This is a genomic window from Streptomyces sp. NPDC053474 (assembly GCF_044544845.1).
Classification (GTDB): domain Bacteria; phylum Actinomycetota; class Actinomycetes; order Streptomycetales; family Streptomycetaceae; genus Streptomyces.
Genome location: NZ_JBITXV010000011.1, coordinates 23699 through 43436 on the forward strand (window position 1 = coordinate 23699; position 19738 = coordinate 43436).

A 19738-nucleotide genomic window follows, 5' to 3' on the forward strand; every position below is an offset into this window, starting at 1 on the left:
GGAGCGCTCAGCATGAGCACTGGCGGAAATCGGACGGGCCAAGGGGCCGGTGCGGCCCAGGACAAGCGCGAGGAGCTGGTGCGCGCCAGGCTCGCCGGAGCCCGTGGCGGACGGCGCACCGCGGTGGCCCGTGCCGACCGCGAAGGGCCCCTCGCCCTCTCCCACGGTCAGCAGCAGATGTGGTTCCTCAGCCGCCTCGACCCGGACAGCTGGGAGTACAGCGTCCCGGTGGCGCTGCGCCTTCGCGGGCCGCTGGACCCGGACGTGCTGTGCCGCGGCCTGACGGCGGTCGTGGCCCGGCACGAGATCCTGCGCACCCGCTACCGCCTGGACGGCACCGAGCCCGTCCAGGTCATCGACGAGCCGGGCCTGTTCGACCTGCCCACCGACGACGTCAGCGCGTTCGGCGACCCCGCCGAGCGCGAGCGGCGCGCCCTCGCCCTCGCCGAGGCCGAGCCCGGCAGGCCCTTCGACCTGGAGCGCGGCGGCCCGGTGCGGGCCCGCCTCATCCGCGTCGCCGCCGAGGACCACATCCTCGTCGTCGTCTTCCACCACGTGGCGTGCGACGAGTGGTCCGTCGGCCAGTTCCTCGGCGAACTCTCCGCCCTGTACGAGGCGTTCGCCGCCGGGCGGCCGTCGCCGCTCGCGCCGCTCGCGGTGCAGTACGCCGACTACGCCGCCTGGCAGCGCTCCCGGCTCGCCGACGGCGCGCTCGACCGGCACCTCGCGTACTGGCGCACCCAGCTGGAGGGCCTCACGGCCCTGGAGGTGCCCACCGACCGGCCGCGCCCCGCGACCCGCTCCTGGGACGGCGACGCGGTGCCCGTCGCGCTCTCGCCGGAGCTGACCGCCCGCCTGCGCGACCTCGGCGGCGGCCGCGGCGCCACGCTCTTCCACACCCTGCTCGCGGGCTACCAGGCGCTGCTCTCCCGCTACACCGGCCGCACCGACGTCCCCGTCGGCACCGTCGTGTCCGGGCGCGGCAGACCCGAGCTGGAGCAGCTCATCGGCTACGGCATCAACACCCTGGTGCTGCGCGGCCGGTGGAGCGGCGACCCGGCCTTCACCGACCTCGTCGCACAGGCCCGCGCCACCACCCTGGACGCCTTCGACCACCAGGAAGTGCCCTTCGCCCGGCTCGTCGACGACCTCCAGCCCGAGCGCGACCTGTCCCGCACCCCGCTGTGCCAGGTCGCCTTCACCCTGCACCAGGAGCGCACCAGCTCCTTCCGGCTGCCCGGCGTCACGGCCGAGCCGCTGCGCGCCACCAGCCGCGTCTCCCGCTTCGACCTCACCCTCCAGCTCGGCGAGCGCCCCGACGGCGGCGTGCGCGGCACCCTGGAGTTCAGCACCGCCCTGTACGACAGGGCCACGGCCGAACGCCTCGCCCGCCACTACGTCCGCCTCCTCGAAGCCGCCGCCGAAGCCCCCGGCCTGCCGCTGTCCCGCCTCGAGCTGCTCGACGCGGCCGACCTGGCCGTGCTCGTGCCGCCCGCCGAGACGCTCCCGGCGCCCGCCGCCTGCGCCCACGAGGTCTTCGCGGAGCGGGCCGCGGCGGCCCCGGACGCCGTCGCCCTGGTGTGCGGCGCGCAGCGCCTGACGTACGGGGAGCTCAACGCCCGCGCCAACCGCGTCGCCCACCACCTGCGCCACCTGGGCGCCGGAGTGGGCGACCTGGTGGGCATCAGCCTCGACCGGGGCATCGACCTGCTGCCCGCCCTCATCGGCGTGCTCAAGTCGGGCGCCGGATATCTGCCGCTCGACCCGGAGCACCCCGCCGACCGCATCGCGTACACCCTCAAGGACGCGGGCGCCGAGATCGTCCTCACCTCGCGGGCGCGCGCCGAGCATCTGCGCGGCGCGCACACGGGGCGGCTCGTCGTCCTCGACGGCGACGAGAACGACGAGGACACGGCCGCCCTCGCGGCCGCGCCCGACACGAACCCGGACTCCGGCGTCACCCCCGACGACCTGATCTACACCATCTACACCTCCGGCTCCACCGGCCGCCCCAAGGGCGTGGGCCTGACGCACGCCAACGTCCTGCGCCTGTTCACGAGCACCGAGCGGTACTACGGCTTCGACGACCGCGACACGTGGACGCTCTTCCATTCGTACGCCTTCGACATGTCGGTGTGGGAGATGTGGGGCGCCCTGCTGTACGGCGGGCGGCTCGTCGTCGTGGGCGCGGAGACCGCGCGCTCCCCGGAGGACTTCCTCGCGCTGCTCGCCGAGCAGCGCGTCACCGTCCTGAACCAGACGCCGTCCGCGTTCCGCAGCCTGGTCTCCCTGGCCGGTGACGGACATCCGCTGATCGACGAACTCGCCCTGCGCGTCGTCACGTTCGGCGGCGAGCGCCTCGACGTGCCCGGCCTCGCCCCCTGGACGGCCCGGCGCGACCTGGACCGCACCCAGCTCATCAACATGTACGGCATCACCGAGACCACCGTGCACACCACCTACCACCGCGTCACCGAGGCCGACATCGCCTCCGACGCGGGCAACCCGGTGGGCGTGCCGCTGCCCGACCTCAGCGTGCAGCTGCGCGACGCGCACGGCGAGCTCGTGCCCGTCGGCGTGCCCGGCGAGATCCACGTCGGCGGCCCCGGCGTCGCCCGCATGTACCTCGGCCGCCCGCGCCTGACCGCCGAGCGCTTCGTGCCCGACCCGTACGGGCCGCCCGGCTCCCGCCTCTACCGCAGCGGCGATCTGGCCCGCTACCGCCCCGACGGCACCCTCGACTACCTCGGCCGCATCGACCACCAGGTCAAGATCCGCGGCCACCGCGTCGAACTCGGCGAGATCAAGGCCCTCCTGGCCGGGCACCCGCGGGTGCGGGACGCCGTCGTCGTGGTCCGCGAGGACACGCCGGGCGACCGGCGCCTGGTCGCCTACACCGTCCCCACCAGCGACGCCGTGGCCGCGCCCAGCGAGCTGCGCGCCCTCCTGGCCCGGGCACTGCCCGCGTACATGGTGCCCAGCGCGTTCCTCGTCATCGCGAAGATCCCCCTGACCGTCAACGGCAAGCTCGACCAGGCCGCGCTGCCCGCGCCCGACCGCGGTGCCCTCGCCGTCGAGCGCGCGCACGTCGCGCCCCGCACCGCGGCCGAGGAGGAGATGACGGGCGTCTGGCGCGACGTGCTCGGCGTCGACCAGGTCGGCGTGGAGGACAACTTCTTCGACCTCGGCGGCGACTCCCTGCGCGCCGTGGCCCTCGTCGGCGCCCTGCGGGAGGCCGCGTACGACGTGACGGTCCGCGACGTCTTCGCGCACCGCACCCCCGCCGAACTCGTCGAGTTCCTCACCGGCCGCCCGGCGCCCGCCGCGCCCGAGCCCGGCGTCGAGCCCTTCGCGCTCCTGTCCGCCGAGGACCGGGCGAAGCTGCCCTCCGGCGTCGTGGACGCCTACCCTCTGGCGCAGGTCCAGCTCGGCATGGTCGTCGAGATGCTCGCCGACGACGGCCGCAACCACTACCACAACTCGACCTGCTTCCGGATCCTCGACGACCGCCCCCTGGACCCGGCCGCCCTCGACCGGGCCGTGCGGACCGTACTCGGCCGCCACGAGATCCTGCGCACCTCCTTCGCCCTGGAGGGCTACTCCGTGCCCCTCCAGCTCGTCCACGCCCCCGGCGAGGTCCACTCCCCGGTCGCCGTCCGCGACGTACGGGCGCTCGACGCCGAGGAACTCGACCGCGACCTGCGGCAGTTCATGGCCGCCGAGCGAGCCGAGCTCTTCGACCTCACCGCGGCGCCGCTGGTCCGCTTCACCGGCCACACCCGCGACGACGGCAGCTGGTGGCTCACCCTCACCGAGTGCCACGCGGTCCTGGAGGGCTGGAGCCACCACTCGCTCCTGATGGAGCTCGTCGCCACCTACCGCGCGCTGCGCGACGGCGTCACGCCCACCGAACCGGAACCGGCCGCCGTGCGCTACGCCGACTTCGTCGCGGCCGAGCTGACGGCCCTCGCCTCCGACGAGGACCGCTCCTACTGGCGGCGGATCATCGACGGCCACGCCAAGTTCGACCCGCCCGCGGGCTGGGGCGACGACCCCGCCACCACCCCGCGCGGACTGCACCGGGCCTGGGTGCCCTACCACGACGTGGAGCAGGGCCTGCGCGCCCTCGCCGCCACGGCGAAGGTGCCGATCAAGAGCGTCCTGCACGCGGCGCACCTGAAGGTGATGAGCCAGCTCACGCCCGAAGCGACCCTGCGCACGGGCCTGGTGACCAACGCCCGCCCCGAAGCCGTCGGCGCCGACCGCGTCCACGGCGTCTACCTCAACCCGCTGCCGTTCCCCTTCCGGCGCGGTGCCCGCACCTGGCGCGACCTCGTCCAGCAGGTCTTCGACCAGGAGATCGAGCTGTGGCCGCACCGCCGCTACCCGCTCGGCGCCATGCAGCGCGACAGCGGGGCCGCCGGGCGCCTGGTCGACGTCCGCTTCAGCTACCAGAACTTCCGCCAGGTCGACCAGGACGTCATCGACTACCCGGCCACCATCGACGACAGCCCCACCGAGTTCCCGCTCGGCGTGTCCACCCGGGCCGGATTCATGGTCATCACCGCCCAGAACCACGTGCTGTCCCGCGCGAGCGTCGACCGCCTCGCGGCCATGTACCGCGCGGTCCTCGAAGCGATGGCCGCCGACGCGGACGGCGACGCGCACCACGACTACCTGCCCGGCGGCGAGCGCGAGCGCGTGCTGCGCGCGTGGGGTGGTGCGGAGTCGGTGGTGGCGGTGTCCGGGGTGTCGGTGCCGGAGCTGGTGGCGCGCCAAACGGTACGAGTTCCTGACGCTGTTGCCGTCGAGTGTGGTGAACAGAGCCTGTCCTACGCGGAGTTGGACGCGGCGGCGAATCGTCTGGCGCATCGTCTGCGTGCGGACGGTGTGGGTGTGGGTTCGTCGGTGGCGGTGCTCCTGGATCGCTCGGTCGAGCTGATGGTGGCGCTGTTGGGTGTGTGGCGTGCGGGTGCGGGTTACGTACCGATGGATCCGGTACTCCCCTCCGAGCGGATCGGGGCGATGGTCGCGGACGGCGGGGTCTCGGCCGCTGTCACGTCGGTTGAGTACGCGGATCGTTTCGTGGACGTTCCGGTGGTGCTGACGGCCGAGGATCTGTCGGCCTATCCGGCGCAGGCGCCCGAGGTGGTTGTCGATTTGGATTCCGTGGCGTACACGGTGTTCACGTCGGGTTCGACGGGTCGGCCCAAGGGTGTGGAGGTCACGCATCGGGGTCTGGCCAATCACGTGGAGTGGGCCGAGCGGGAGCTGGCGTCTGCTGGTTCGGGCGGAGCCCCGGTCTTTTCCTCCGTGGCTTTCGACCTGGTGGTGCCGAATGTGTGGGCTCCGTTGGTGGCCGGTCAGCGGGTGTGGCTGTATGGCGGTGAGCTGACGGAACTCGGTGACGCGTTGGTGGCGGCGGGTCCGTTCGCGTTCATCAAGCTGACGCCCGGCCATCTCGAAGTGCTGGATGGCCAGTTGGGCGATGCGGAGATCCAGTCGCTCGTCTCGCGTGTGGTCGTGGCCGGTGAGGCGCTTCCGGGGCAACTGGTTGAGCGGTGGCGGCAGTTGCTCGGTGATGGGCAGGTCATCAACGAGTACGGTCCGACCGAGGCGACGGTGGGGACGTGTGTGTTCCCGCTGGAGGAGGAGTTCACCGGGGTCGTGCCCATCGGGCGGCCGCTCCCGAACATGGTGATGCGGGTGCTCGACGGCGGGATGCGTCCGGTCCCCGTCGGTGTGACCGGAGAGCTGTACGTCGGTGGGACGGGTGTCGCGCGCGGTTACGCCGGGCGCCCTGGGCTGACCGCTGATCGGTTCGTGCCGGATCCGTACGGGGGGCCGGGGGAGCGTCTGTACCGGACGGGTGACCTGGTCCGGTGGCGGGCCGATGGAGCCGTGGACTTCCTGGGGCGTATCGACGACCAGGTGAAGATCCGGGGCTATCGCATCGAGCTCGGCGAGATCCGCGCGGCGCTGGTCGCGCAGTCGTCGGTGTCCGACGCGGCCGTCCTCGTCTCCGACGACCAACGGCTCATCGGCTATGTGGTCGGGGACAGCGAAGGACTGGCCGAGGCGCTGGGCGAGGCACTGCCGGAGTACATGGTGCCGTCGGTGTTCGTGGAGCTGGAGACGATCCCGCTCACGGCCAACGGCAAGGCCGACCGCAGGGCCCTGCCCGACCCCGGCGCGAGCGACTCGGACACCCATGTCGCCCCGCGTACGGAGGCCGAGGCGCGGATCGCCGAGGTGTGGGGGCAGATCCTGGGTCTGGAGAAGGTCGGTGTGGAGGAGAGCTTCTTCGACCTCGGTGGGCACTCGATCAAGGCGATTGCCCTGGTGGGTGCGTTGCGGGCGCAGGGCTTCGAGGCGGGTGTGGGGGACGTGTTCCGGTACCGGACGGTGGCGGGGCTCGCCGCCGCGCTCGGCACCGGTGGCAGCGCCCCCGAACCGGAAGGCATCGCGCCGTTCGCGCTGCTCGACCCGCACGACCGGGAACGGCTGCCCGAAGGACTCGTCGACGCGTTCCCGCTCGCACAGGTCCAGCTCGGCATGCTGGTGGAGATGCTGGCCGACGACGGCCGCAACAAGTACCACAACACCACCACCTTCCGGATCAAGGACGGCCGACCCTTCGACCGCGCCGCGCTCGCCTCGGCGGGCCGCGCAGTCGTCGAACGCCACGAAATGCTGCGCGCCGCCTTCGACCTGGAGGGCTACTCGACACCACTGCAACTGATCCACGCGGCCGCCGAACTGCCGGTCACCGTCCACGACCTGCGCGACCGGAGCGCGGACGAGCAGGAGACCTTCCGCCGCGAGCACATCGTCAGCGAGCGCGCCCTGCCGTTCGCCCTCGACCGCGCGCCGCTCCTGCGGATCTCCGCGCTCGTCGAGTCCGACGAGGCCTGGTGGCTGTCGGTCAGCGTCTGCCACCCGATCACCGAGGGCTGGAGCCACCGCTCCCTGCTGAGCGAGATAGTCGAGGGCTATCTGACGCTGCGCGCCGACGGGGAACTGCCCCGGGCGGAGACCCCCGACGTGCGGTACGCCGACTTCGTGGCCGCCGAGATCGCCTCCCTCGCCTCCGAGGAGGACCGCGCCTACTGGCGTGACGTCATCGACGGCCACAGCACGTTCGAGCTGCCGTCCGCCCTGGGCGACCCGGAGGCCGCCGGACGCGACGCGCACACGCTGCGCGTCCCGCTCGACGACCTCGCGCCGACGCTGCGCGCCCGCGCCCGTGAGACCGGCACCTCGCTCAAGGCCGTGCTGCACGCCGCGCACCTGAAGGTGATGAGCCAGCTCACACCGGAGGACGCCTTCAGCACCGGCCTGGTGTGCAGCGGCCGCCCCGAAGCGGTGGGCGCCGAACGGGTCTACGGCATGTACCTCAACACCGTGCCGTTCGCCCACCGCCGCGGCGCCCGCACCTGGCGCGAGCTCATCGGCCAGGTCTTCGAGCAGGAGGGTGCCCTCTGGCCGCACCGGCGCTTCCCGATGCCGGTGATGCAGCGCGAACTGGGCGACGGCTCCCGCCTGCTGCACGTCCGCTTCAGCTACCTCGACCTGAGCGACGCCCAGACGGACAGCGACATCGTCGACGCCGACTCCGGCATGGGCGAGGGAGCCACCGAGTTCGGCCTCGCCGTGGCGGCCCGCGCCAGCGGCCTGCTCCTCACCGTCGACCCGAGCGCCGTCACCCGGACGAACCTCACGCGCCTCGCCGCGATGTACCGCGCGACCCTCGAAGCGATCGCTGCGGACGCCGACGGCGACGCCGAGGCGACGCTCCTCCCGGACGGCGAGCGCGAGCGCGTGCTGCGCGCGTGGGGTGGTGCGGAGTCGGTGGTGGCGGTGTCCGGGGTGTCGGTGCCGGAGCTGGTGGCGCGCCAGGTGGCTCGGGTTCCGGATGCTGTGGCCGTCGAGTGTGGTGAACAGCGCCTTTCGTACGCGGAGTTGGACGCGGCGGCGAATCGTCTGGCGCATCGTCTGCGTGCGGACGGTGTGGGTGTGGGTTCGTCGGTGGCGGTGCTCCTGGATCGTTCCGTGGAGCTGATGGTGGCGCTGTTGGGTGTGTGGCGTGCGGGTGCGGGTTACGTGCCGATGGATCCGGTACTGCCGTCGGAGCGGATCGCGGCGATGGTCGCGGACGGTGGGGTTTCGGCCGCCGTGACCTCGGTTGAGTACGCGGATCGTTTCACCGGCGTACCGACGGTGCTGACGGCCGAGGATCTGTCGGCCTATCCGGCGCAGGCGCCTGAGGTCGTGGTCGATTTGGACGCGGTGGCGTACACGGTGTTCACGTCGGGTTCGACGGGTCGGCCCAAGGGTGTGGAGGTCACGCACCGGGGTCTGGCCAATCATGTGGAGTGGGCCGAGCGGGAGCTGGCGTCTGCTGGTTCGGGCGGAGCCCCGGTCTTTTCCTCCGTGGCCTTCGACCTGGTGGTGCCGAATGTGTGGGCGCCGTTGGTGGCCGGTCAGCGGGTGTGGCTGTATGGCGGTGAGCTGACGGAACTCGGTGACGCGTTGGTGGCGGCGGGTCCGTTTGCGTTCATCAAGCTGACGCCCGGCCATCTGGAAGTGCTGGACCAGCAGTTGTCGGACGAGCGTGTGCAGGAGCTGACGCGCAAGGTCGTGGTCGCGGGTGAGGCGCTTCCGGGTCAACTGGTCGAGCGGTGGCGGCAGTTGCTCGGTGATGGGCAGGTCATCAATGAGTATGGTCCGACGGAGGCGACGGTGGGGACGTGTGTGTTCCCGCTGGAGGAGGAGTTCACCGGGGTCGTGCCCATCGGACGGCCACTTCCCAACATGGTCATGAGGGTGTTGGACGCACAGCACCAGCCCGTACCCGTAGGGGTCGTGGGGGAGCTGTACGTCGGTGGGACGGGTGTCGCGCGCGGTTACGCCGGGCGCTCCGGGCTTACGGCTGAGCGGTTCGTGCCGGATCCGTATGGGGGGCCGGGTGAGCGGCTGTACCGGACGGGTGACCTGGTCCGGTGGCGGGCTGATGGGGCCGTGGACTTCCTGGGGCGTATCGACGACCAGGTGAAGATTCGCGGTTACCGCATCGAGCTGGGTGAGATCCGCGCCGCCCTCGTGGCGCAGGCGGCGGTGTCCGATGCCGCCGTCCTTGTCTCCGACGAGCAGCAGTTGATCGCGTACGTCGTCGGGGACAGCGACGGGCTCGCCGAGGCGCTGGGCGAGGCGCTGCCGGAGTACATGGTGCCGTCGGTGTTCGTGGAGCTGGAGACGATCCCGCTCACGGCCAACGGCAAGGTCGACCGGCGGGCCTTGCCCGAGGCGGCGGCGGTGGCCGACACCTACGTCGCCCCGCGCTCCGACGCAGAGGCGCGGATCGCCGAGGTGTGGGGGCAGATCCTGGGTCTGGAGAAGGTCGGTGTGGAGGAGAGCTTCTTCGACCTCGGCGGGCATTCGATCAAGGCGATCGCGCTGGTGGGTGCGTTGCGGGCGCAGGGCTTCGAGGCGGGTGTGGGGGACGTGTTCCGGTACCGGACGGTGGCGGGGCTCGCCGCCGCGCTCGACACCGGTGGCAGCGCCCCCGAACCGGAAGGCATCGCGCCGTTCGCCCTCGTCCCGCAGAGCGTGCGCGAGGCCCTGCCCACGGGCGTCGCCGACGCCTACCCGCTCTCCCAGGTCCAGCTCGGCATGCTCCTGGAGATGCTCTCCGACGACGGCCTGAACAAGTACCACAACACGTCCACGTTCCGGATCAAGGACGGCAGGCCGTTCGACGCGGACGCGCTCGCCCGCGCCGCACGGACCGTGGTGGCCCGGCACGAGATGCTGCGGACGTCCTTCGCGCTCGAAACGTACGAGATGCCCCTGCAACTCGTGCACCAGGAGGCCGACACCACCGTCGCCGTGCACGATCTGCGCGGGACGACGCCCGAGGAGTTCGAGGAGGGGCGGCGCGCGCACATCGCGCGGGAACGCGCCGAGCTCTTCGACGTCGCGCGCCCGCCGCTCCTGCGGATCTCCGCGCTCGTCGAGTCCGACGAGGCGTGGCACCTCGGCTTCACGCACTGCCACGCCATCACGGAGGGCTGGAGCCAGCAGTCGCTCCTGATGGAAGTGCTGAACGCGTACCGCGCGTTCGCCGAGGGCGGGGAACCGGAGCCGCAGGAGCCGATGCCGGTGCGGTACGCGGACTTCGTCGCCGCCGAACTCGCGGCGCTCGACTCCCCGCAGGACCGCGACTACTGGCGGCTCGTCGTCGACGGCCACGCGCCGTGCGCGCTGCCGCCCGAGTGGGGCGACGGCGTGGCCGCCGAGCGGGAGGACTTCAAACTGTCGGTGGAGTTCCGTGACATCGAACCCGCGCTGCGCGCGCTCGCCACGGAGACCGGCACGTCCTTCAAGGCCGTCCTCCTCGCCGCGCACCTGAAGGTGCTCGGCTCGGTCACGAACGAGGACGCCTTCCACACCGGCGTCCTGTACAGCGCGCGCCCCGAAGTCCCGGGCGCCGAGCGGGTGTACGGCATGTTCCTGAACACGCTGCCGTTCGCCCACGACCGCACCGCCGACACCTGGCGCGACCTCGTGCGGCAGGTCTTCGACCGCGAGGCCGAGGTCTACCGTCACCGGCGGTACCCGCTGCCCGCCGTGCAGCGCCTCGCGGGCGGCGGGCGGCTGTTCGACATCATGTTCCGCTACCAGGACTTCCACCAGGTCGACACCGGCTCCGTGGACGTCCGGGCGGGCGCGGGCGACAGCTCCAACGAGTTCACGATGTCGATCGCCAACGTCCCCGGCAGGCTCGTCCTGCGCGCCGTGAGCACCGGCCTCAACCGCGCCAACGCGGAACGCCTCGCCGGGATGTACCGGACCGTCCTCGAGGCCATGGCGGCCGACGCGGACGGCGACGCCCGCGCGGCGGTCCTCACGGACACCGAACGCGCGCGGCTTCTCCAGGACTGGAACGACACCGACATGGAGTGGGAATGAGCAGGCGCGTGCACGACGTGTTCGAGGCGACGGCCGCGGCCACCCCGGACGCGGTCGCCGTACGGGCGGGATCGACCGTCCTGACCTACCGTGAACTGGACACCCGCGCCAACCGCGTCGCGCACGAGCTGCGCGCTGCGGGCGTCGGCCCGGAGTCCGTGGTGGGCGTGCTCATGGAGCGCGGCCCCTGGCTGCTCCCGGTGCTGCTCGGCATCTGGAAGGCGGGCGGCTCCCAGCTGGCCCTCGACGCCGCCCTGCCCACCGAGCGCCTGGCCTACATGCTGGACACGGCGGGCGCCCGGCTCGTCGTCACCCAGCGCACCCTGGCCGGGCTGCTCGGCGATGCCTACGACGGGCAACTCCTCGACCTGGACCGCGACCAGGGGCGGATCAGCGAGCGGCCCGGCACCGCGCCGGGCCCCGCCCCCACCGCCCCGGCGGGCCCGCCGCCGCCCGAGGGCCTCGCCTACACGCTGTTCACCTCCGGCTCGACCGGGCGGCCCAAGGGCGTGCAGATCGCCCACGGCTCGCTGCTCAACCTGCTCTTCTCGCTGCGGGCGCGCTTCGACGCGGCGCCGGAACACGTGTGGCTCGCGGCGACGTCGGTGTCCTTCGACATCTCGTACGCCGAGCTGTATCTGCCACTGATCACCGGCGGCTCCGTGGTACTCGTGGACGACAGCGGCCTGGGCGACCCGCTCGCCCAGCTCGACCTGATCGACACCCACGGCGTCACCCACCTCCAGGCCACCCCCGCGGGCTGGAAACTGCTGCTCGCCGCCGGATTCGCGGACCGCCCCGTCACGGCGGTGACCGGGGGCGAGACGTGCCCGCCGTCACTGGGCCGTGAACTGCGCGGCCACGTGCGCCGCCTGTTCAACCTGTACGGGCCGACCGAGACGACCATCTGGTCCACCGGCTGGGAAGTGCCCGCGGGCCCGACGGACATGCCCGTCGGACGGCCGATCCACAACACCCGCGCGTACGTGCTCGACGCCGCGCTCCAGCCCGTGCCGGTCGGCGTCATCGGCGAGCTGTACCTGGCGGGCGCGGGCGTGGCCCGCGGCTACGCGGGCCGCCCCGGTCTGACCGCGGGCCGCTTCCTGCCGGAGGAGCTCGGTGGGCCGCCGGGATCGCGCATGTACCGCACCGGCGACTGGGTCCGCTTCCGCGCCGACGGCGAACTGGAGTACCTGGGCCGCGCCGACCACCAGGTGAAGATCCGCGGCTACCGCGTCGAACTCGGCGAGATCGAGGAACAGCTGGTCACCCACCCCGGCGTCGGCACGGCCGTCGTCGTCGCCCGCGAGGACGGCCAGGGCGAACCCTGGCTGGTCGCCTACGTCGTGCCGCCCGGCGGGCCCGCCGGGCCCGAAGCCGCCGAGGCTGGGCAGGACGAGCTGCGCCGCCACCTCGCCGCGCGGCTTCCCGGATACATGGTGCCCACCGGCTTCGTGCTGCTCGACCGGCTGCCCCTGAACGCCGCGGGCAAGGTCGACCGCGCCGCCCTGCCCGCCCCCCAGCGCACGGCGCTCGTCGCCGACCGCGCCTACCAGGCGCCCCGGACCCCGACCGAGCGGCTGCTCGCCGACGTGTGCGCCGAGGTCCTCGGCGTGCCCGGCGTCGGCGCGCACGACCGGCTCGCCGACCTCGGGGTCGACTCCATGCGCATCGTGCACGTCCTCGCTGCCGGGCGGCGCGCGGGCCTCACCGTGACCCTGCGGATGCTCCTGGACAGCGTGACCATCGCCGACCTCGGGGCCGCGATCGACGGAACCCCCGCTACCTACGGAGCACAAGACGATGACGGCCACCCTCAGGAAGCCCACGACGCCCACGCGGCGGACGACGGCGAAGGGAACGCGGCGGACGACGGCTCCGGCGGCCGGTCACGGGCCGGTGCGCCGGTGACCGGCGGCACGCCCGCGCCCGACGTGGAAGCCGTGATGGCGGCGCACGGCATCCCCGGCGCGGCCGTCGCCGTCCTGCGGGACGGCGAGGTCGCGGCCCTGCACGTGCACGGCGTACGGTCCACGGACACCGGCGCGCCCGTCACCCTGCGCACCCGCTTCCAGGCCGGGTCGATCAGCAAGCACGTCATCGCGTTCGCCGCGCTGCGCCTAGTCGCCGACGGGCCGCTCGCCCTGGACGAACCGCTCGACGCGTATCTGACCGGGCGGACCGTGCCGCGGCTGCCCGGCGGCGGCCGCGTCACCCTGCGGCACTGCCTGTCGAACACCGCGGGCCTGTCCTCGACCTCGGCCACGTGGTGGCACCCCGACGAGACCATGCCCACGCTGTCCGACGTCCTCGACGACGTCGAGGCGGAGGCCGATCCGGGGTCGGTGTTCCGCAAGGCGGGCAGCCAATGGGCCTTTGTTGAGCAGGTGTTGACCGATGTGACGGGCCAGGAGCTCGGCAAGCTCGTCGACGAGCTGGTGTTCCGGGAGCTCGGCATGCGGGACAGTGCCTTCGCGGCGGGCGGCGCCGACCTCGCCGCGGGCCACGACCGGCACGGAGAGGCGCTGCACGGCGGCCACCGCCACCGCCCCGCGCGGGCGGGCAGCGGGCTGTGGAGCACGCCCGCCGACCTCGCCCAGTTCGCCGGCGCGCTGCGCAGGACCCGCAACGGCCTCGGTGACCTGCTGCCGGGACCGCTCGCCGACGCGATGCTCACGGAAGCCTTCCCGGGGAGCTTTTACGGCCTCGGTACGGTCATCGACCACTCCCTGGGAGAGGTGGAGTTCGGCCACGGCGGACAGACGCCCGGCTACCGCGCGCTGACCTCCCTGCGGCTGCGGTCCGGCACGGGCTGCGTCGTGATGACAAACTCCGACCTGGGGAAAGAGGTGCACAAGGCCGTCGCTGCCGGGCTCGGCCGGGACATCACCGCGCGGCTCGCGGGCGACTGAACGCCCCCCCCCGAGGCACGGGAGCACCAGGATCCGGCACCGCACCGCATACGGCTGAAGGCAGGTATTCAGCCGTATGCGGTGCGTGAGGTTTAAAGGTTGTTGTCCGCCGAATAAGCCGTGGATAACGGCACTTCGTAGCGTCAGGCCCAGCAAGTGTTCGCCTGAAGACGGGGGGAGCCGAGATGGACTTTCGAGTCCTCGGCCCGGTGGAAGCAGTACGGGGCGCCGACAGAATCGCCCTGACCGGATCCAAAGTACCTACGGTGCTCGCGGCGCTGTTGCTCGCGCGGGGGCGCGTGGTGTCCGACGCGCGCATGAGCACCCTGCTGTGGGGGTGGGAGCCGCCGGCCACGTCCGGCGCGCAGATCTACACGTATATGTCGCGGCTGCGGAAGCTGCTCGGCGACGAGGTCGCCATCGAGCGGCGCCCGCCGGGGTACGCGCTGCGCGCGCCCCGCAGCACGGTCGACCTCATCGAGTTCGAGCGGCTCGCCGAGCGGGGCCGCGCCGAACTGGCCGCGGGCCGCAACCGCGAGGCGTCCGCCCTGCTCGGCCAGGCCCTCGGCCTCTGGCGCGGCACCGGCGTCTCCGGCGTGACCGACCATCTCGCCGAAGCCGAGCTGCCGCGCCTGGAGGAAGCCAGGATGCACGTCCTGGAGCGGCGCATCGAGGCGGACCTCGCGCTCGGCAGGCACGAGCGGCTGACCGCCGAACTCACCGGCCTGGTCGCGGAGTACCCGCTGCGCGAGAAGCTGCGCGCCCAGCTGATGACCGCCCTGTACCGGTGCGGACGGCAGGCCGAGGCGCTGCGCAGCTACCACGAGGGCCGCGACGTCCTCGCCGACCAGCTCGGCATCGACCCGGGGGAGACGCTCGGCTCGACCTACCACGCGGTCCTCGTGGGCAAGCTCGGCCCCGGCGCCGCCAGCGGCGGACCGGGCGCCGACGCCTACGACGACGCGCCCCGGCCCTCGACGCTCCCCGCGGACGTCGAGGAACTCATCGGCCGGGAGGTCGAACTGGCCTCCATGCAGAAGCAGTTGACGCCGGACCCGGACGGCGGCGGCCCGCGCGGCCTGCTCGTCACCGGCATGGCGGGCGTCGGCAAGACGGCGCTCGCGGTCCGGGCCGCGCACGCCGCCGCCCGGCACTACCCCGACGGCCAGCTCTTCGCCGAGCTCACCACGGCCGACGGCACGCCCCGCAGCGTGCGCGACGTCCTCACGATGCTGCTCCGGGCGCTCGGCGCGGTGCCGGAGCTCACGGACACCAGCGGCGGCGTGGGCGGCACGGACGGCTCCTACGACGACCGCACCTGCCTCGACGAGCTGATCCGCCTCTACCGCATCCGCACCGCGGGCAAGCGGCTCCTCGTCGTCCTCGACGGCGCGGTCGACAGCGGCCAGCTGGAGCCCCTGGTGCCGGGCTCGCCCGAGGCGACGGTCCTCATCACCAGCCGGGCCCGGCTGCCGCGCGTCACGCAGGCCCGCACCACGGTGCTCACACCGCTGGAGGACGACGCCGCGCTCGACCTGCTCGTCAGCGTGGCGGGCCGCGCCCAGCTCCTCGCCGACCCGGCGGCCACCCAGGCGCTGCTCGCCCACTGCGGCGGCCTGCCGCTGGCGCTGCGCGTCGTCGGCAGCCGCCTCGCCGCCCGGCCCCGCTGGCCCGCCGCGTGGCTCGCGAACCGCCTCGCCGAGCCGTCGACGCGACTGCGCGAACTGTCGTACGGCGGCCTGGACGTGCGCGGAGCGCTGCTCACCTCGCTGCGGCAGCTGCCCCGGCACACCGGCCGTACGCTGATGTGCCTGGCGGGCCTCGGGACGGAGCCGTTCCGGGCCGCGACCGCCGCGCGCTGCCTCGCCGAGCCGGAGTCGACGGCCGAGCGGCGCCTGGAGCGCCTGGTGGACGCCGCCCTCCTGGACATCTGCGGCGTGGACCGCCTGGGGCGGCCCCTGTACCGCTTCCACGAACTGGTGCTGCTGTTCAGCCAGTCACTCGGGAGCGCGAGAGCCGAGCCCGCGCGGACCTGACCGGTGCGGGACCGCGTGCCAGTCCTCGTCGTCGCCGGTCTCCAGGGGCCCGGCGACGACCCGGTCCTTGAGGGGGGCGGCATCGCCGCCCGGTGTGGTCCGCCTGCTGTGCATCGCATTCCTTCCACGAACGACGAGAACGATGAGGACGACGAGAACGATGAGGACGATGTGAAGAACGAGAACTGACGAGAACTGACGAGAACAATGCTTGTCGTGGCGCCTCGCGGGACACCGCGGGGCGCCACGGCGACGTACGGGGTGCCGTGGGGGCCCACGGCGGTGCGGGGCCGCGTCGGTGAGGCGACCGGCCCCGCGCGGCCGACAGTAGGAGGCGGGGACTTCGGTCCCCTATCGATCCGCCTTCCGCCGGGCCCGCGCCGCGATATCGCCCCAGCTCAGCCATCGCGGTGCTCGCGCGGCCCCTCGTGCGGGGGCCCGCCGCCAGGGCCGCCGGGCGCCGCGCCGAGGGCGGTGGCCGTGTCGAGCTCGCGGTCCGCGCCCTGCTGGTCGGGGTGGATCCGGCGCGGCCCGCCGCGTTCGGGCCCGGGTTCGGCGCCGTCCTCGTCGTGGTCGCCGTGCTCCGTGGGCGCGAGCCCGGCCCGGGCCCGGGCCGCCGCGGGGTTCCAGATGGCGCGCTCGGCGGCCGTGCGGTCCCAGGGCGCGCGGGCCCGGGGCACCGTCGGACGCCGGGCGGCCTCGCCCTGGTGCGCCTGCCCCTCGGCGCGCCGCTGCGCCCCCGCCGTGCGCAGCGCGGCCAGTGCCTCGTCGGCGCGCTTGACCCAGTCGTCTACGCCCACGCGCAGGAAGCAGTCGCGGGCCGCCCGCAGATGCTCCCGGGCGCGGTCGTCCTGGCCGCCCATGCCGCAGGCCGCCCCGAGGGCCAGCTTGATCTTCCCCAGGACCAGCGGGCTGTGCACCGTGGCCACGATGTCGAGGGCGTGCAGGAGGGTGGCGCGGGCCTGCTCCCAGTCGCCGCGGCCGAGCCGGGCCTCGCCGAGGCCGAGGAGCCCATGGGCGAGACCGAGCAGGTCGGCGCTTGCCCGGGTGATGCGGATCATGCGCAGGAGAGCGCTCTCGGCCAGGTCGTAACGGCCTTCCGCCAGATAGACGCGGGCCAGCCGGTGGGTGCCCTGCGCCGTGCTGCGGGCGCCTCCCGGACTGATGCCCGACGAGATCCGCACGGACCGGAGGCTGAGCTTGCGCGCCTGCGCCAGATGGCCGCGGTCGAGCTCGATCTGCGCCATGTTGTTGAGCACATGGGCCTGTGACGACAGGTCGCCCACCGCGCGGAACACCTCCAGGGCGGCCACGCTGCGGTCCATCGCGGAGTCCGTCGCGCCCCGCATCTGGTCGATCATCGCCATGCTGCGCAGGACCAGGGCGCGCCCGTGCTCCTCGCCCGCGAGCTCGTGCAGCGCGAGCGCCGCGGCGAAGCCCGCGTCGGCGCCCGCGAACCGGCGCAGGCGCATCTCCAGGGCGCCCAGGGCGTAGAGCATGGCGCCCTGCCCGCGGACGTTGCCCGCGTCGCGGGTGGCGGTCAGGGCCTGCTGGGCGCACTGGCGCCAGTCGTCGACGTAGTTGCGGGTCTCGAAGAGGACCAGCGAGCACAGGGTGAGGTCCCAGGCCAGCTCGTCGAGGCCGGCCCCCGCGGCCTGCCCGACGAGACGTACCAGGGAAAGCCGCTCCGCCTCCAGCCACTCCAGCGGCCTCGCGAGCAGCTCGGCGGCCAGGGCGTCGGGCGGAGCGCAGCGCGGCGCCGCGCTGTGGATGATGCTGAAGTCGCCGCCGTAGAGCCGCCGGTGGGCCTGCTCGGCCAGGCCGAGCGCCGCCTGGAGGACCCGGACGACGGCGGCGCGCGCCTGCTCCTCGGCGTCCTCCCCGTGGGCCCGCTCGCGCGCGAAGAGGCGCAGCAGGCTGGGGGAGTGGTACCGCGGCTGCCCGGCCGCGTCAGGACCCACAGCGGTGAGGAACTGGGCGTCGACGAGCTGCTCGATGAGCCGCTCCGCGGTGAACTGGTCCGTGTCGAGCAGCGCCGCCGCCACCCAGGGCGCGAAGTCGTGGACGTCGAGGAGGCCGAGGCCGCGGTAGAGCCGGGCGGCGTCGGCGGACAGACAGCGGTAGCTGATCCCGAAGCTCGCCCGGATGCGCGAGGTGCCCTGGCTCAGCTCGTCCAGGCGCCGCTCCTCGTCGCTGAGCCGGGACACCAGGTGGGTCACGGTCCAGTGCGGCTTGGCGGCGAGCCGCGCGGCGGCGATCCGCAGCGCGAGCGGCAGCAGGTCGCACAGCTCCACGAGCCGGGCCACCGCGGCGGGCTCGGCGGCGACGCGCTGGGAGCCGACGACGCGGTCGACCAGCTCCACCGCCTCGGCCGGGGCAAGCCGGTTGAGGTGCACGCGCGCCCGCGGCGGCCAGGCCACGAACTCGGCGAGCTGGTCGCGGCTGGTGACCAGGGCGCTGCAGCCCTCGCTGCTCGGCAGCAGCGGCTGGATCTGCGCGTACGTACGGGCGTTGTCGAGGACCACGAGGACGCGCCGGTCGGCGAGCGCGCTGCGGTACATCGCCTCGCGCTCCTCGGGGGCCTGCGGGATCTGCACGCCCGCGAAGCCGAGGGAGCGCAGGAAGCCGCCGAGGACCCCGGCGGCGGCCGTCGGCTCGTGGCGCTCGTCGTAGCCGTGCAGATCGGCGAAGAGCACGCCGTCGGGGAACCGGTCGGCGACCCCGCGCGCCCACCGCACCGCGAGGCAGGTCTTGCCCACGCCCGCGAGCCCGCTGATCAGCCCGACGGTCGGCCCGCGCACGTCGGCGCCGCGGTCGAGGAGCACCCCGAGCTGCTCCAGCTCACGGGCGCGGCCGGTGAACCCGGGGGCGTCCGTGGGCAGCTCGAAGGGCGGATCGTGCGGGAGGGCCGCGGCGGCGGGCGGCTCGGCGCCCGCGCCGTCCCGCGGGTCGGGTCCGCGCTCGCGGTCGTCCTGGAGGATGAAGCGGTGCAGCTCCTTGAGGGCGGGGCCCGGTTCGAGACCGAGCTCGTCGATGAAGCGCTTGCGCCCATGCCGGTAGCTCTCCATGGCCTCGGCGCGGTGGCCCGAGCGGTACTGGGCGGTGATCAGCAGGTGCAGGGCGCGCTCGCGCAGCGGGTGGGCGCGGACGGTGGCGGCCAGCTCCGGAATGACCCGGTGGTGCTGGCCGAGGCGCAGCCGTACGTCGGCGGCGTCCTCGAACACGCTGAGCTTCAGCTCGTCCAGACGCCGGGCCTCGTCCTCGACGGCACGGCCCGTCACACCCGTCAATGCCGGGCCTTCCCAAAGGCCGAGCGCCCGGGTGTACGCATGGGCGGCGTCCGTTAATCGGTCAGTCCTGACGGCTTCCTCGGCCGCGGTCACGAGCTGTTGGAACTCGGTGGCGTCCACCTCGTGCTCGCCGATGCGCAACAAATACCCCGGGTGCGCCGTCACGATGACCTGGTCCGTAAATCCAGCAGCCTTGAACGCTTTGCGCAGCGCCGCGACGCAGATGGACACCTGAGTGCGTGCGGTGGCCGGTGGGCGGCCGTCCCACACCGTGTCGACGAGCGTGTCGACGGACACGATCCGGTCCACGTTGAGCAGCAAGGACGCGAGGATGGTGCGGTGTCGGGGGCCTCCCACGTGCACCTGGCCGGAGCCGGACATGACGCAGAGCGGGCCGAGAATCTTGAATCTGAATCGGTGCCCCATATCTCCTCCGGAGCCCTGGTGTCCCTGACCAGAGCACTTGAGTGTTACACCTTACGCATCGGTGCGAAGGAATCATGCACCGGAACCATAAATGGAAGCTTCA

Annotated in this window: 5 protein-coding genes; 4 read left to right on the forward strand and 1 reads right to left on the reverse strand. The window is 73.3% G+C overall.

All coding sequences use genetic code 11. The features are described from left to right. The first annotated feature begins 12 nt into the window (after positions 1 to 12). From ACIG3E_RS25500 to ACIG3E_RS25515, 4 genes are all read left to right on the forward strand, one after another. Positions 13 to 10971, forward strand: a complete 10959-nt coding sequence (locus tag ACIG3E_RS25500; protein ID WP_399620722.1) for an amino acid adenylation domain-containing protein — start codon at positions 13 to 15, stop codon at positions 10969 to 10971. Then, positions 10968 to 13883, forward strand: a complete 2916-nt coding sequence (locus ACIG3E_RS25505; protein WP_399620725.1) for an amino acid adenylation domain-containing protein — start codon at positions 10968 to 10970, stop codon at positions 13881 to 13883. Before ACIG3E_RS25500 ends, ACIG3E_RS25505 begins: the two co-directional genes overlap by 4 nt. A gap of 185 nt (positions 13884 to 14068) precedes the next feature. Next, positions 14069 to 15919, forward strand: a complete 1851-nt coding sequence (locus ACIG3E_RS25510; protein ID WP_399620728.1) for a BTAD domain-containing putative transcriptional regulator — start codon at positions 14069 to 14071, stop codon at positions 15917 to 15919. Between the two features lie 15 nt (positions 15920 to 15934). Beyond that, positions 15935 to 16108: a hypothetical protein gene (locus ACIG3E_RS25515; protein WP_399620731.1), complete on the forward strand. Its 174-nt coding sequence runs from the start codon at positions 15935 to 15937 to the stop codon at positions 16106 to 16108. A gap of 209 nt (positions 16109 to 16317) precedes the next feature. Here ACIG3E_RS25515 and ACIG3E_RS25520 read toward each other — a convergent pair whose 3' ends face one another. Continuing rightward, entirely contained in the window at positions 16318 to 19590 is a 3273-nt protein-coding gene (locus ACIG3E_RS25520; protein WP_399620734.1) for a BTAD domain-containing putative transcriptional regulator, read from the reverse strand. Positions 19591 to 19738 lie beyond the last annotated feature (148 nt).